The organism is Enterococcus nangangensis (assembly GCF_005405245.1).
GTDB lineage: Bacteria > Bacillota > Bacilli > Lactobacillales > Enterococcaceae > Enterococcus_J > Enterococcus_J nangangensis.
Window position 1 is genome coordinate 24,620 of record NZ_BJDR01000006.1, and the last position, 13,311, is coordinate 37,930.

The 13,311-nt window shown below is 40.7% G+C and carries 14 protein-coding genes; 10 read left to right on the forward strand and 4 right to left on the reverse strand.

Translation table 11 applies throughout. The features are described 5' to 3' along the window. Positions 1-12: 12 nt before the first annotated feature. The 4 genes from pepT to FFM57_RS03420 all read left to right on the forward strand — a co-directional run bounded on the left by pepT (position 13) and on the right by FFM57_RS03420 (position 3,446). Positions 13-1,242, forward strand: coding sequence for a peptidase T (gene pepT, locus FFM57_RS03405; protein ID WP_137599115.1), 1,230 nt, complete (start codon positions 13-15; stop codon positions 1,240-1,242). A 125-nt stretch (positions 1,243-1,367) separates the two neighbouring features. Beyond that, positions 1,368-1,643 carry a DUF1294 domain-containing protein gene (locus tag FFM57_RS03410; RefSeq protein ID WP_281275723.1) on the forward strand — a complete coding sequence of 92 codons (276 nt, stop codon included), beginning with the start codon at positions 1,368-1,370 and terminating at the stop codon, positions 1,641-1,643. Further along, positions 1,640-2,674 (forward strand): lysylphosphatidylglycerol synthase transmembrane domain-containing protein, encoded by a 1,035-nt coding sequence (locus FFM57_RS03415; protein ID WP_137599116.1) that lies wholly within the window; start codon positions 1,640-1,642, stop codon positions 2,672-2,674. The genes FFM57_RS03410 and FFM57_RS03415 overlap by 4 nt, the downstream gene beginning before the upstream one ends. A gap of 163 nt (positions 2,675-2,837) precedes the next feature. Further along, a complete protein-coding gene (locus FFM57_RS03420; protein WP_137599117.1) occupies positions 2,838-3,446 on the forward strand; it encodes a helix-turn-helix domain-containing protein in 609 nt (202 codons plus the stop codon). A 90-nt stretch (positions 3,447-3,536) separates the two neighbouring features. Here FFM57_RS03420 and FFM57_RS03425 read toward each other — a convergent pair whose 3' ends face one another. Further along, positions 3,537-3,881, reverse strand: a complete 345-nt coding sequence (locus tag FFM57_RS03425; protein ID WP_137599118.1) for a hypothetical protein — start codon at positions 3,879-3,881, stop codon at positions 3,537-3,539. A gap of 17 nt (positions 3,882-3,898) precedes the next feature. Further along, entirely contained in the window at positions 3,899-4,096 is a 198-nt protein-coding gene (locus FFM57_RS03430) for a hypothetical protein (RefSeq protein ID WP_137599119.1), read from the reverse strand. A 221-nt stretch (positions 4,097-4,317) separates the two neighbouring features. Here FFM57_RS03430 and clpB point away from each other — a divergent pair, with 221 nt between their 5' ends. The 5 genes from clpB (at position 4,318) to FFM57_RS03450 (ending at position 9,348) form a co-directional block, all read left to right on the forward strand. Further along, positions 4,318-6,930, forward strand: a complete 2,613-nt coding sequence (clpB, locus tag FFM57_RS03435) for an ATP-dependent chaperone ClpB (protein ID WP_137599120.1) — start codon at positions 4,318-4,320, stop codon at positions 6,928-6,930. 89 nt (positions 6,931-7,019) lie between these two features. Then, positions 7,020-7,160, forward strand: coding sequence for a hypothetical protein (locus tag FFM57_RS09825; RefSeq protein WP_170999873.1), 141 nt, complete (start codon positions 7,020-7,022; stop codon positions 7,158-7,160). Between the two features lie 165 nt (positions 7,161-7,325). Next, positions 7,326-7,928 carry a hypothetical protein gene (locus tag FFM57_RS03440; protein ID WP_137599121.1) on the forward strand — a complete coding sequence of 201 codons (603 nt, stop codon included), beginning with the start codon at positions 7,326-7,328 and terminating at the stop codon, positions 7,926-7,928. Positions 7,929-7,957: 29 nt separating this feature from the next. Beyond that, a complete protein-coding gene (locus FFM57_RS03445) occupies positions 7,958-8,401 on the forward strand; it encodes an NUDIX hydrolase (protein WP_137599122.1) in 444 nt (147 codons plus the stop codon). Between the two features lie 143 nt (positions 8,402-8,544). Then, positions 8,545-9,348: an HAD-IIB family hydrolase gene (locus FFM57_RS03450; RefSeq protein WP_137599123.1), complete on the forward strand. Its 804-nt coding sequence runs from the start codon at positions 8,545-8,547 to the stop codon at positions 9,346-9,348. Positions 9,349-9,406: 58 nt separating this feature from the next. On the opposite strand, the gene FFM57_RS03455 is transcribed toward FFM57_RS03450, so the two are convergent. Further along, positions 9,407-10,633: a GNAT family N-acetyltransferase gene (locus FFM57_RS03455; RefSeq protein ID WP_137599124.1), complete on the reverse strand. Its 1,227-nt coding sequence runs from the start codon at positions 10,631-10,633 to the stop codon at positions 9,407-9,409. A gap of 149 nt (positions 10,634-10,782) precedes the next feature. Between FFM57_RS03455 and lepA the strand changes: the two genes are divergently transcribed. Beyond that, positions 10,783-12,618, forward strand: coding sequence for a translation elongation factor 4 (gene lepA / locus FFM57_RS03460; protein ID WP_137599125.1), 1,836 nt, complete (start codon positions 10,783-10,785; stop codon positions 12,616-12,618). 128 nt (positions 12,619-12,746) lie between these two features. Here the strand turns inward: lepA and FFM57_RS03465 are convergent, their stop codons facing one another. Further along, entirely contained in the window at positions 12,747-13,187 is a 441-nt protein-coding gene (locus FFM57_RS03465) for a hypothetical protein (RefSeq protein WP_137599126.1), read from the reverse strand. Positions 13,188-13,311: the final 124 nt, after the last annotated feature.

The following is a 13,311-nucleotide window of genomic DNA, read 5'->3' on the forward strand; positions in this document are numbered from 1 at the left end:
GAGAGATGTACCATGTACGAAAAATTGTTGGATCGTTTTTTAAAGTATGTAAAAATTGAAACTCGCTCAGATGGAAACAGCACGACGACGCCGTCAACAGCTACGCAAATTGATTTCGCCCGTATTTTACAAAAAGAGATGGAAGAAATTGGCTTGCAAAATGTTTTCTACAACGAAAATAACGGCTATGTCATTGGTACGTTACCAGCGAATACCGACCATGCACCACGGAAAATTGGCTTTATCGCCCATTTAGATACGGCTGACTTTAACGCTGAAAATGTTAACCCACAAATCGTTGAAAACTACGATGGCCAATCAGACATTCCATTGGACGCTGAAGGAAAATTTGTTTTAACGACGAAAGACTTCCCGCATTTAAAAAATTATGCTGGGCAAACTTTAATTACCACGGATGGCACGACGTTACTAGGAGCTGATGACAAATCCGGGATTGCCGAAATTATGACAGCGATGGATTATTTAATTCAACATCCAGAAATTAAACACGGAGAAATTCGCGTTGGTTTTGGTCCTGATGAAGAAATCGGTGTTGGTGCTAATAAATTTGATGTGGAAGAGTTTGATGTGGACTTTGCTTATACGATTGATGGCGGACCAGTCGGCGAATTACAATATGAAACTTTCTCTGCCGCTTATGCTAACATTACGATTCAAGGGAAAAATGTCCACCCAGGGACAGCCAAGGATACCATGATTAATGCTTTACAATTAGCTGTTGATTTCCAAAATGCCTTACCACAAGACGAAGTGCCAGAAAAAACCGCAGGGTACGAAGGATTCTTCCATTTGATGCACGTGGAAGGTAATGTGGAAGAAGCAAAAATGAGCTACATTATTCGTGATCACGATAAAGAAAAATTTGCAGCGCGGAAACAACAAATTTTAGACGTCGCTGAAAAATTAAATGCCTCCTTTGATCAAGAACGCGTCCATGTGGAAATGGCGGACCAATACTACAACATGCGGGAAGTTATTGAAAAAGATATGTCCATTGTGGAATTAGCGAAAAATGCCATGATTGAATTGGACATTGAACCAATTATCGAACCAGTACGGGGCGGGACAGATGGGTCCAAGATTTCCTTAATGGGTCTGCCTACACCAAATATTTTTGCTGGTGGTGAAAATATGCACGGTCGCTTTGAATATGTTGCTTTAGAATCCATGGAAAAAGCGACGGATGTCATTGTAAAAATTGCCGAATTAAACGCTAAATAATTACTATCAGTAAACCATTGGCGCTGTCTGCTCCTAAAAGCCAAAGCTTGGAGGGAGACGGCGACAATGGTTTTTGCATTTTTTTTGAATAACGGCTAAGATAGACAAAGAAAGGAGGAGACAACGTGGTAAATATTTTGTTAGGCTACCTATTAGTAGTCAATCTTTTTTTATTTTGTTTAATGGGTTTTGATAAATATCGCGCGATTCATCACGGGTGGCGGGTACCTGAAGCGCACTTGTTAGGCTTGGCGATGCTGGGTGGCGGCTTAGGTGGTTTTATTGCCAGTCGTTTGTTTCATCATAAAACACGCAAAATTTATTTCACTCTTGCTTTTGCCCTAGGGATGTTGGAGCTTTTAATCGTGTTGTGGTGGCTTGTCTTCAAAGGTGGTATATGAAGAAAAAGTTAAAACTTGCCTTAAATGTCTTACTAGTGGTGGTAATTTTTGGCGTAATTTTTTATGTCGTGCGAACCTCTATGGAAAGTGTTTTTCAACAATTAGCGCAGACGAATCTTGCTATTATTTTTCTGGTTGTTTGGGCCGGACTTTTATTTCAGCTAATTGAAGGGGCGAATATTCAAACCATGATTCAACGCTCCGTGAAAAAGTTTTCCATTTACGACGGCTTTTGGTGTTCTTGTTACACGGCGTTCATGCGGGTGATTACCTTTGGGGCAGGAACGATTGTCGCTGAAGTATTGTATTACCGTGATAAAGGCCTCGCTTCTTCAAAAGGCTTTGGCTTAGTCTCATTGCGGATGATTTTTTACAAGGCAGCCTTAATTATCTTTTCCATCGTGGGTCTGATTTTCTTTGGTCCTCAGCTGCTGCAAGAATCCCCCAGCTTATTTGCCGGCGTAATTGCCGGAATTGTGGTGACATTTCTAATTATCGCCGGTCTCTTGGCTTTATCTTTAAGCATTACGTTGCAAACACTTTTTGCAATGCTGGCTAATAAAATGTTTAAAAGTGATAAGTGGCGCGATCGCATCGATGAGTTGAATCTCAAAGTTTTCTCCATTCGTGAAATGGTTTTACATCTGCTACAAGATCGAAGTATTTTAATCAAATTAATTTTGTTAAACTTGGGGAAATTATTTTTCTGGTTTATCGTTCCTTGGTTAGTTTTCCAAGGAGAAACAGCCTCGCTGGGCTTTTTTGAATGCTTCTTTTACACAGCCTTTGCCTCGATTTTAGCCGGCATTATTCCCACACCGGCGGGACTTGGTTCACTTGAATTTGTCTTTACGTTATTGTTCCGTCCATTAGTCGGACAAGTTGCGGCCATTTCCGCTTTACTTTTGTATCGCTTTGCTACCTACGTCTTACCTTTCTTACTGGGGCTAGGTTTTGCCGCTTATCGTAAGCGCCGTAGTTTAAAACAAGAAGTGCAAGAAATCAAAGAAGAGGATAGCGAAAGTAAGTAGTGCTGAAATTTTTCAGTGCTACTTTTTTGCATTAAGCGCATAGTTTAATCGGCAGTAATGTTCTATACTGAAGCTAAGACAAGATTCAACGAATAGTTGAGTCATTTTTTAGGACGTTCAACAGAGAGTTCATTGCTTAAGTTCAAACAGGGGAGGTAGACTGATGTTAGCACTAGGAAAAAATATTCGCGAATTAAGGATGGCCAAAAAGTTAACGCAAAAAGATTTAGCCCAAGTTTTAAACGTTACACCGCAAGCCGTTTCAAAATGGGAGCGAGACGAAAGTAATCTCGATTTAGAAACATTGCTTAAACTAAGTCATTACTTTGATGTTTCGGTGGATAAAATTTTAGGCAACCAAAGCAAAACTTTTTTGGCTTCCTTGTTCTCAAAGGTGAAAGGGAGTAAGCAGATGGAAAAAGGTAATAGGACGAAGGGGAGTAGTCAGGACAAGAAGGTCATTATTTTTGACATGGTTGTCAGTTTCATTGCCGCTAGCGGTCAGTTGCAAACGCAATTCTTACAACAAAAATTAGTAAACTTGCTGCAAGAAAAACAAAAGGATATCAGTGTCATCACCCACACTTCCAATGAAGTTGCCACGCATGGCCCAGAGGCTGACCTCATTTTGTTAACGCCAGCTTTTGCGTATGCCCAAGCAGATATAGCTAAAGAATTTCCACAAATTCCAGTGTTGACGATTACCCAAAAAGATTACGGTTTATTAAATGTTGAAACGTTGTATCAGGAGATTGTTACTTTAATTGGGTAAAGGCATAAAAAGAGCAGAGCCAAACTTTTTTGGGAGTTTGGCTCTGCTCTTTATTTTGCGGCAATCCAATTTTCTACAGTAGCGATTTGATTAAGATTTCAGCTCACGGAGGTAACTGCCGTAAAGAGATTCATCGTTAGTATTTTTTACGAGAGCCGTTATTTCAGCTCTTTTTTCGTCAAAGTCAGGAAGTGCTAAAATACGGGCTAAAACTAATGGATTTAAAGAATCAGTCGCCGCAGTATTTGCTAGCTCTGTTTTAAAAAGTTCTACGAAACACGTCTTGCAATCCGCCTTTGCAAGATAAGTATTTAAATCTGCGTTGCTATTTTTGGTGGAAGTTAAGCCTTGCTTTATATGATCGTAAGCATAGGCAGGCATCAGGGCATCAGCGGCCAAAAGTTGTTTGCCTAAAGCCAAGGTTGTAGGCGTCAAAGTAGCAAAGCCGCCAGTTATGGGACTGGTTCAGTTGCGGAATTTTCTGTCGCTAAAGGTTGCGGACTTAAATTAGGGACAGAAGTTGAAGTAGCTAGACTTTTCGCAGCTTCGTTGTTAGGATTCTCGCTGTCTGTTTTTATTTTTAAAAGTAGGACGGCAGAAGTTAACACGAGTAAGGGAATGAGCCATAAAATTTTCTTTTTATTTTTCATGGTGCGAAATCCTTTCAAAAAAATATTTAAAAACAAAGGCTACAAGATATTTTCTATTATTTACACGATAGCATATTCATAATTACTTTACAATATAGGATTGAGGGCACACTTTAAAAATAAAATTTCAAGCAAACTTTCGGAGATTTTGAAGGCTTTCTTTTTGACCAATTCTGACCATTAGCAGTATAATGGTTACAGTGCTAAAGGAGGTAGATAAAATGAATCCAGAAAAAATGACTACGACGTTGCAAGAAGCCATTGGTCAAGCACAGCAAATTGCGGTGACACGTCACCATCAAGAAATTGACATTGCCCATTTGTGGAAAATCTTCATGACGCCTAATCATTTCGGTCGCAATTTATATCAAGATTGTGGGATTGAAGTGGCTAGTTTTGAAGGAGAAATTGACCGCTTGTTGGATGAATATCCGCAGGTTAACGGCAGTAACGTAAACTATGGTCAAAGTATGAGTCAAAATCTTTATCATTTATTACAAGAAGCTGAACAATTAAAAAATCAATTTGGCGATGAGTATCTCAGTACGGAAATTGTGATTCTTGCGTTAATGAGTTTGAAAAATTATCCCTTAACCGTTTATTTAAATCGCCAAGGACTTACTGCTAAAAAATTACAAAGTCAGATCGAAACACTGCGAGGAGGAGAAAAAGTGACCTCACAAAATCAAGAAGAACAATACAAAGCGTTAGAAAAATACGGCGTAGACTTAGTCCAACAAGTCCGTGCCGGTAAACAAGATCCCATCATTGGGCGCGATGAAGAAATTCGTGATGTGATCCGAATTCTTTCGCGGAAAACCAAAAATAATCCGGTTTTAATTGGGGAACCTGGGGTAGGGAAAACCGCCATTGTGGAAGGTCTAGCTCAGCGAATCGTCAAAAAAGATGTGCCGGATAATTTGAAAGGCAAAACGATTTTTTCTTTAGATATGGGCTCTTTAATTGCGGGCGCTAAGTTCCGTGGTGAATTTGAAGAACGTTTGAAAGCCGTTTTAAAAGAAATCAAAAAAGCGGACGGCCAAATTATTTTATTCATTGATGAAATTCACAACATTGTGGGTGCCGGGAAAACAGAAGGTTCGATGGATGCGGGTAACTTATTGAAACCCATGTTAGCACGTGGGGAACTACACCTCATTGGAGCGACCACCTTAGATGAATATCGGCAATACATGGAAAAAGATAAAGCTTTAGAGCGGCGTTTTCAAAAAGTTTTAGTGCAAGAGCCGACTGTCGAAGATACGATTAGTATTTTGCGGGGGTTAAAAGAACGTTTTGAAATCCATCATGGCGTTAATATTCACGACAATGCTTTGGTAGCTGCGGCTACTTTATCGGACCGCTACATCACGGATCGTTTTTTACCGGATAAAGCTATTGATTTAGTGGATGAAGCTTGTGCCACCATTAAAGTGGAAATGAACTCCATGCCTACCGAATTAGACCAAGTCACGCGGCGTTTAATGCAATTAGAAATCGAAGAAGCCGCCTTGAAAAAAGAAACCGATGACGCTTCGAAGAAACGTTTGGCTAATTTGCAAGAAGAGCTGGCTGATTTACGAGAAGAAGCCAACGCTAAAAAAATGCAATGGGAAACCGAAAAAGAAGAAGTTGGGAAACTCTCTGAAAAACGGAGTGCCATTGAACAAGCCCGGCGTCAATTGGAAGATGCGGAAAATAATTACGATTTAGAAAAAGCGGCTGTTTTACGCCACGGGACGATTCCACAATTGGAAAAAGAATTAAAAGAACTAGAAGCCAAAGCTCAAAGCGATGACTTGAAGATGGTGCAAGAATCCGTCACGGAAAACGAAATTGCCGAAGTCGTTGGGCGTTTAACTGGGATTCCAGTCACCAAGCTAGTCGAAGGCGAACGGGAAAAACTCTTAAAACTAAACGAAACCTTGCATCAACGGGTAATTGGTCAAGACGAAGCCGTCAATGCCGTGAGCGATGCAGTATTACGCTCAAGAGCAGGCTTACAAGATCCACACCGGCCATTAGGTTCCTTCTTATTCTTAGGACCAACAGGTGTCGGGAAGACGGAGCTCGCCAAAGCTTTAGCGGAAAACTTATTTGATTCTGAAGACCACATGGTGCGGATTGATATGAGTGAGTATATGGAAAAATTTGCCGTTTCCCGGCTAGTGGGAGCTCCTCCAGGTTATGTCGGGTATGAAGAGGGCGGCCAATTAACCGAAGCTGTGCGTCGTAATCCATATACCATCGTCTTACTGGATGAAATTGAAAAAGCCCATCCAGATGTTTTCAATTTATTGCTACAAGTCTTAGATGATGGTCGTTTAACGGATTCTAAAGGACGCGTAGTAGACTTTAAGAACACGGTTTTGATTATGACTTCTAATATCGGCTCGCAGTTGCTACTAGAGGGCGTTACCCCTGAAGGAACAATTCCTGAAAATATCCAAGAGCAAGTGCTGGAACTGTTGAAAGGTCACTTTAAACCAGAATTTCTTAACCGGATTGATGACACTATTTTATTTACCCCGTTAAGCCTCGAGAACGTCAAGGGTATCGTGGGTAAATTAGTGGAACAAGTTGCTGATCGTTTGAAAAATCAAGAGATTGAATTAGTCTTGAGTCCGGAAGCACAAACGTGGATTGCCGAACAAGCTTACGATCCAGCTTATGGTGCGCGGCCATTGAAACGCTTCTTAACGAAAGAATTGGAAACACCATTGGCCAAAGAAATCATCGCCGGTCGGGTCTTACCGAAGACGAAAGTAACGGTCACTTTATTGGGAGATCAGTTAGTTTTCCAAAATGAACCCCTTGCAGAAGACGAGGAATAATCGTCTTAAATAATCTTTAAAGAAATCTTCAAGCAAGATTAACACCTTAAAAAGAAATCCTTGTTATACTTAAGGTAGAAAGGTTGGTGATGAAGATGCAAATGGTTGTCACTAGTATTGTTACAGTGTTAGGCGTTGCTTCTTTAGCAGGGTTACTCTTGGTGGGGTTGAAAGCCGCGCAAACTAAACCCGAACCGATTCGTGTACCTGTAGAAAGAAATCGTCGTTAACAAAAAAATGAAGAGCCATCTGTACTACTCCTTGTTGAGTCGTTACAGATGGTTTTTTGTTTTTAAAATTATTTTCGGCTGCTGATTGAGCTAGCTTACTTAATGATGAAAGCGTATACTAAATAAAAGGTCTCCAATATCAAAAAATAGAGTGGAGGATGCGCAATGGTTACAACCGAAAAAATAGTTGATGAGTTGGCGCTACTGTTGATGGGAAAAATCGCAGCGGAGTTAAGTGAAGGACAACATTTATTTCTGCAAGACCAAGTTCTTAGTAAGATTCAAGCCAGCTTAGCACCGACTGAAAATATTTTAAGTGTGGTCGTTGAACAGCAAAAGTTAGGGGTTTGGGTGAATGTTCCAGTAACGAAAGCCAGCACTAAGGAATACCTGCGACTCTTTGCCAACGATAATAGCAATGTGCTGCTGCTGACGGATAAAAAATTTATTTATTTTAACGTGGTGACCTTGCTAGAAAACGAGGAAGTATTGTCTTATCCTTTTGATACCCTGCAGACGATTCTCTATGGTCCTTATTATCAAAAGGGTGAGGTGAGCTCTGCGGCAGCTGGTCTGGCGCTTTTAACGCGAGATTATACGTTTGTGGCGCTGAAAATTACGGCGGAAATGCCGGCATTAGCACCACTTTTGACTGCTACTGGTGTGCAAGTTTTAACACCGACTACAACAGGGATTGCCGATATTCAAATTAAATGGAGTAATACTTCCCAAGCCGGCTTTACTAAATATCTTGCCAGTCTCAGCTAGCATTATGAGATAAAAAAATGAGGTGAAAAATGACGACACCCTTTACTATTTTGGTACTCCCTTATCGGTATGATGAAGATAACCAAGTACAAGTAAGTATTTTGAAACGAAAAAATCAGCGATTTTGGCAATTTGTTAGGGGGAGTGGGAAAGCTGGGGAAAGTGCTGAAGAAGCCGCTTTAAGCTTACTAGCTAAAGAATTTTGTTTGCCTAAAAATTTCTTTCCTCTAACCCCTTTAATCTCCTTGGAGACTAGTACTCCTGGACTATCAAGAAGATTAACTACCCATCACCACCACAGGCTGCCGGTAAAATGTTTTGCTTACGACTTGTCTAATCCAAAAGAGAACGTCAATATTTTTAAGAATGACACAGTATATCAATGGATATCCTACGATAAAGCAGCTGCGCTATTACATTTTGCTTTGGATAAAAAAGCATTGAGAGAACTTGCGCAACGATTGAGAAAATAAAAACAGTAAAAAATATCTGTGAGCGAGCCATTGAGGTGTAGTTTGCAGATGTTTTTATGATTCGCACTCGTGCTAGCGCTATCATTTCCAACTTTTTCCCGTTATACTAAAGTAAGCAAAACAAAACGACAAGAGGTGACGGGATGATTAAATTAGTAATCAGCGATTTAGATGGCACGTTTTTAAACAGTCAAGGAACGTTTGACCGCAAGCTTTATCAAAAAGTGCAAGGATTAATGGCTCAACAAGGAATTATTTTTGCTCCTTGTACCGGGAAGCAATGCGAGCGCGTGGAAGAACTCTTTGGACCAGAATTAGCTAGTGATTTATGGATTTTAGGAGACAGCGCCACGCGAATCAAGCATCAAGGGCAATATGTTTATGAATCCTTTTTACCCAATAGTTTGGGGCAACAAATCATTACCCAATTAGAAAAGATTGCCGACGATCACGTGATTATCGTTTGTACACCTGATGCTGCCGTGATTAAAAATTCGGTGCCAGAAGAAATTGCCTCTAAATTACGTCGTTCTTATACGCGAGTTACCACAGTGGAAGAGCTGGCTACCATCTCTGAGGATTTTGTTAAAATTACGGTCTTTGATCCTCAGTTGCGCTGTTTCACCAGTGTCAAAGAATTAGCGGACTTTCAAGAGCAAGCCTACATTGTTGCTTCTGAAGCGGCGTGGATCGATATTTCCAACTACGGTGTGCATAAAGGCACGACCGTGGCCCAGCTCCAAAAAATTTTAAAGGTGACACCGGCGGAAACCATGGCTTTTGGCGATGGCTTAAATGATTTAGAATTATTGGCTGCAGCTGATTTTAGTTTTGCGATGCGTAATGCTTTTCCAGAGGTACAAGAAATTGCACGTTATATTACGGGGAGCAACGATGAGCAAGCCGTGCTCACCACAATTGATCAAATTATTCGTTTACAAAAATAAAACAACACGTCTCTTCCTGTGCGTTTCATGAGCATAGAAAAGAGACGTGTTATTCATTTTAAAAGTAATCAGAAAAGTAAGCTTCCGTATCGGGGATAATCAGCTCTAAAGTTTTTAACGTGCCGGCATCTGTGTGGAGGCGTTCAATTTTAGCTAAGTAAGTCGCCCGACGATAGTTCATTAATAAACAGCTTAAAGTTTGAATATTCAAGGCGACTTTCTCACCGCAAGCTTTACCCCGCGTGACGGTAAGCTTTCCGGTGTCATCCCATTCCAGTCCGAAAATATCCTGATTCCATTCAGCCAAAGGATCAGTGACGGCCAAATGAAAAGCCTGAAGTCCTGGGGCGTAATTAAAAGGAAAATGGGCTAAAAATTCTTCAACGTCGACAATTCGCGCCATATAGTAAGGTTCAATCGTTTCTTTAAACTGGGAATCCTCAATGAGAAAAGCGAGGGGTTCATTTTTATAAATATCACCTTCCACCCAGTAAACCATGGAAAAGTGGGCGCTAATAAAGTTCCACAAACCATTCCGAGCTTCTTGGTTTAAATAAAACATCTCCCGCACGTGGAAAATGTCATCGCGAATCCAGTAAAACAAGACTCCTTGCGGCTGATGATTTTCATCATAATAAATAGCCGCAGTGCGTTCTTCTTCTTTTTCATAGCGCCAATATTCTTCCCAGTGAAACTGATTGCGAATCAAGGCGCCATGATTTTCTTTGGCAAAACGTTGGTAGACATCATCCACATCTGGATCGTCAACATTTTTCCGTTCCACAATGCCCGGCAAGGTGATGGGTTTAGGAAGCTGGGTATCTCGCAATTTAAAAGTAATTTTATCACTCATAATTTCCCAACCTTTATTGCGGTAATAGGGAATGGAATAAGGATAAAGATAAGAAATCCATTGCTTTTTGGCTCGCATTTTCGTCAGGGCTAAATGAATTAAGTCTTTCATTAAACCGTGACCGGCAAACTCGGGATAGGTGCCCACACCCGTGATGCCCCCCATCGCAAAAATTTTGCCATGAATGTTGACTTCACAAGGATAAATGGCGATTTGGGAGACCAATTGATTGCCTTGAAACCAGCCGAAAACATCGGATAATTTTAAAATGGGCTGTTTGGACTTTAAGAGCTCGCGTTTTGTTTCAAAACCACTTTCTTCAATTTCATCATCAGTAATTTGAAAAACGTAGCGCAATAACTCGTTAAATTGATTCACGTCTTTTTCCGTGACTTGCTTAATTACCAGCTGACTTTTGTAGTCGGCTTCCATAATTCCAACTCCAATCTCAATAGTTATTTTTATTATAGCACCATTTAAAATAAGAAACGAATGGCAAACTATCCTTTAGGGGAAAAAGACTTTCCTTGTGTAGTTTTGCTTGTTATAATACTATTGACTAACTGAAAGTAGGGAACGTAATGAAGATAGATGAATTAAAGGCACGGCAAGAGTTAATTCGGAATTTTTCCATCATCGCCCATATCGACCACGGAAAATCCACTTTAGCTGACCGTATTTTAGAAAAAACCAATACCGTTTCACAACGGGAAATGCAAGCACAACTCCTAGACTCCATGGATTTAGAAAGAGAACGGGGGATTACCATTAAATTGAATGCTGTCGAATTGCACTACAATGCTAAAGACGGTAAGACGTATATTTTTCATTTGATTGACACCCCAGGACACGTGGACTTTACGTATGAAGTATCCCGCTCCTTGGCGGCTTGTGAAGGCGCCGTTCTCGTGGTGGACGCAGCGCAAGGGATTGAAGCCCAAACGCTAGCTAATGTTTATTTGGCTTTAGACAACGATTTAGAAATTATCCCGGTGATTAATAAAATTGACTTACCGGCGGCTGATCCAGAAAAAGTGCGCCAAGAGATTGAAGATGTCATTGGCATCGACGCCAGTGAAGCGGTTTTAGCCAGTGCGAAAGCTGGGATTGGGATTGAAGAGATTTTAGAACAAATTGTGGAGATTGTTCCGGCACCCACTGGCGATTTGACGGCCCCTTTGAAAGCTTTAATTTTTGACTCCGTCTATGATAGTTATCGTGGCGTGGTCTTAAACGTGCGGGTGATGGATGGCATTGTGCGGCCCGGCGATGTGATTATGCTCATGAGTAACGGCAAAAAGTTTGAAGTAACCGAAGTAGGGGTCTTCTCCCCTAAAGCCATTCAACGAGATTACTTGATGGTAGGCGACGTGGGCTACATTACCGCCGCCATCAAGACCGTTCAAGATACGCGCGTCGGGGATACGATTACCTTAGCGAATAATCCGGCAACCGAAGCTTTAGAAGGTTATCGCAAAATGAACCCGATGGTCTTTTGTGGCTTATATCCTATCGAAACATCTAAGTATAACGACTTGCGGGAAGCTTTAGAAAAATTACAGTTAAACGATGCTGCTTTACAATTCGAACCAGAAACGTCGCAAGCATTAGGTTTTGGTTTCCGTTGTGGCTTTTTAGGTCTCTTACACATGGACGTGGTGCAAGAACGCTTGGAGCGGGAGTTCAATTTAGAACTGATTACCACTGCACCTTCTGTAATCTATCACGTGAACAAGACTGACGGCAGTCAAATCGTCGTGGACAATCCGGCTGATTTTCCAGAACCTGTGACAATTCAATCGGTGGAAGAACCTTATGTTAAAGCCCATATTATGGTGCCCAACGAATACGTGGGGGCCGTGATGGAACTTTCCCAACGGAAACGGGGGGATTTTGTGACCATGGATTACCTCGATGAATATCGCGTCAATGTCGTTTACGAAATTCCTTTATCCGAAATTGTCTATGACTTTTTCGATAAATTGAAGTCTTCCACTAAAGGATATGCCTCTTTAGATTACGAAATGTCTGACTACCGCGTTAGCAAGCTGGTGAAAATGGATATCTTATTGAACGCTGAACGAGTGGACGCCTTAAGCTTTATCGTCCACCGTGACTTTGCTTTTGAACGCGGGAAAGTTATTGTGGAGAAATTGAAAAAATTAATTCCTCGCCAACAATTTGAAGTACCCATTCAAGCGGCCATCGGTCAAAAAATTATCGCCCGTTCTGATATTAAAGCTTTACGGAAAAACGTTCTGGCTAAATGTTACGGCGGCGACGTTTCTCGGAAACGCAAACTGTTAGAGAAACAAAAAGAAGGTAAAAAGCGGATGAAACAAATCGGTTCAGTGGAAGTACCACAAGAAGCCTTCTTGGCCATTCTGAAAACCGATGAGGATGAACCGAAAAAATAAATTTGTCTTTGTTAGCCTGTCAACAATGCTACTGTTGACAGGCTTTTTCTATGACAAAAAAACACTGCAATTCGTTAGCAGGAGCACCAACAAATTGCAGTGGGGAAGATATTTATCATGAGTCATAGTTATGGTGCAGGCGTTAGAATAATTTTGCCGTCTTGGTCACTATCAACAGGTGTGAGGATAATTTTTTTACCATCTTTTTTGACAGTATAGGCACTATCGACATCAAGTAAACCTTCATCATCGCTTTTAAGCGTTAATTCATTTTTTTCTAGTGTGTAGTCAAATTCAAATTTAATATTTTCCAAAAGACTTTTACCAAACTCTTCACCTAAAGCTTCTAGACCACTGCTGTTGCTTGTTTCCATTTCACTTGTGTCAAAATAAAAAGTCATTTCATTGTCTGTAAAAGAACTCATCATTTTCATCCCAGTCGATTCGTCCTTCTTATCAGTTTCCCAATCATTTTTTTGCAAATCTTGACTCGTAATATTCCCACTCATACAAGCTGCAAGTGATGCAACAGTTAAAACAGTCATTCCCAACAATGCTAATTTTTTCAAGTTAATTCCTCGTTTCTATTCATAGCAATCATAACTTAATGGTAACCGGTTATGTGTGGTCTTAATATCCCATCTTTTCAAATCGTTTACTGATGTCCCATGTGAGGGTATCCACACAATTTTA

Coding starts and splice junctions, on each gene's coding strand:
- clpB (WP_137599120.1), top strand. CDS start 4,318: ATGAATCCAGAAAAAATGACTACGACGTTGCAAGAAGCCATTGGTCAA.
- FFM57_RS03450 (WP_137599123.1), top strand. CDS start 8,545: ATGATTAAATTAGTAATCAGCGATTTAGATGGCACGTTTTTAAACAGT.
- FFM57_RS03420 (WP_137599117.1), top strand. CDS start 2,838: ATGTTAGCACTAGGAAAAAATATTCGCGAATTAAGGATGGCCAAAAAG.
- lepA (WP_137599125.1), top strand. CDS start 10,783: ATGAAGATAGATGAATTAAAGGCACGGCAAGAGTTAATTCGGAATTTT.
- FFM57_RS09825 (WP_170999873.1), top strand. CDS start 7,020: ATGAAGATGCAAATGGTTGTCACTAGTATTGTTACAGTGTTAGGCGTT.
- pepT (WP_137599115.1), top strand. CDS start 13: ATGTACGAAAAATTGTTGGATCGTTTTTTAAAGTATGTAAAAATTGAA.
- FFM57_RS03430 (WP_137599119.1), bottom strand. CDS start 4,096: ATGAAAAATAAAAAGAAAATTTTATGGCTCATTCCCTTACTCGTGTTA.
- FFM57_RS03455 (WP_137599124.1), bottom strand. CDS start 10,633: ATGGAAGCCGACTACAAAAGTCAGCTGGTAATTAAGCAAGTCACGGAA.
- FFM57_RS03445 (WP_137599122.1), top strand. CDS start 7,958: ATGACGACACCCTTTACTATTTTGGTACTCCCTTATCGGTATGATGAA.
- FFM57_RS03415 (WP_137599116.1), top strand. CDS start 1,640: ATGAAGAAAAAGTTAAAACTTGCCTTAAATGTCTTACTAGTGGTGGTA.
- FFM57_RS03440 (WP_137599121.1), top strand. CDS start 7,326: ATGGTTACAACCGAAAAAATAGTTGATGAGTTGGCGCTACTGTTGATG.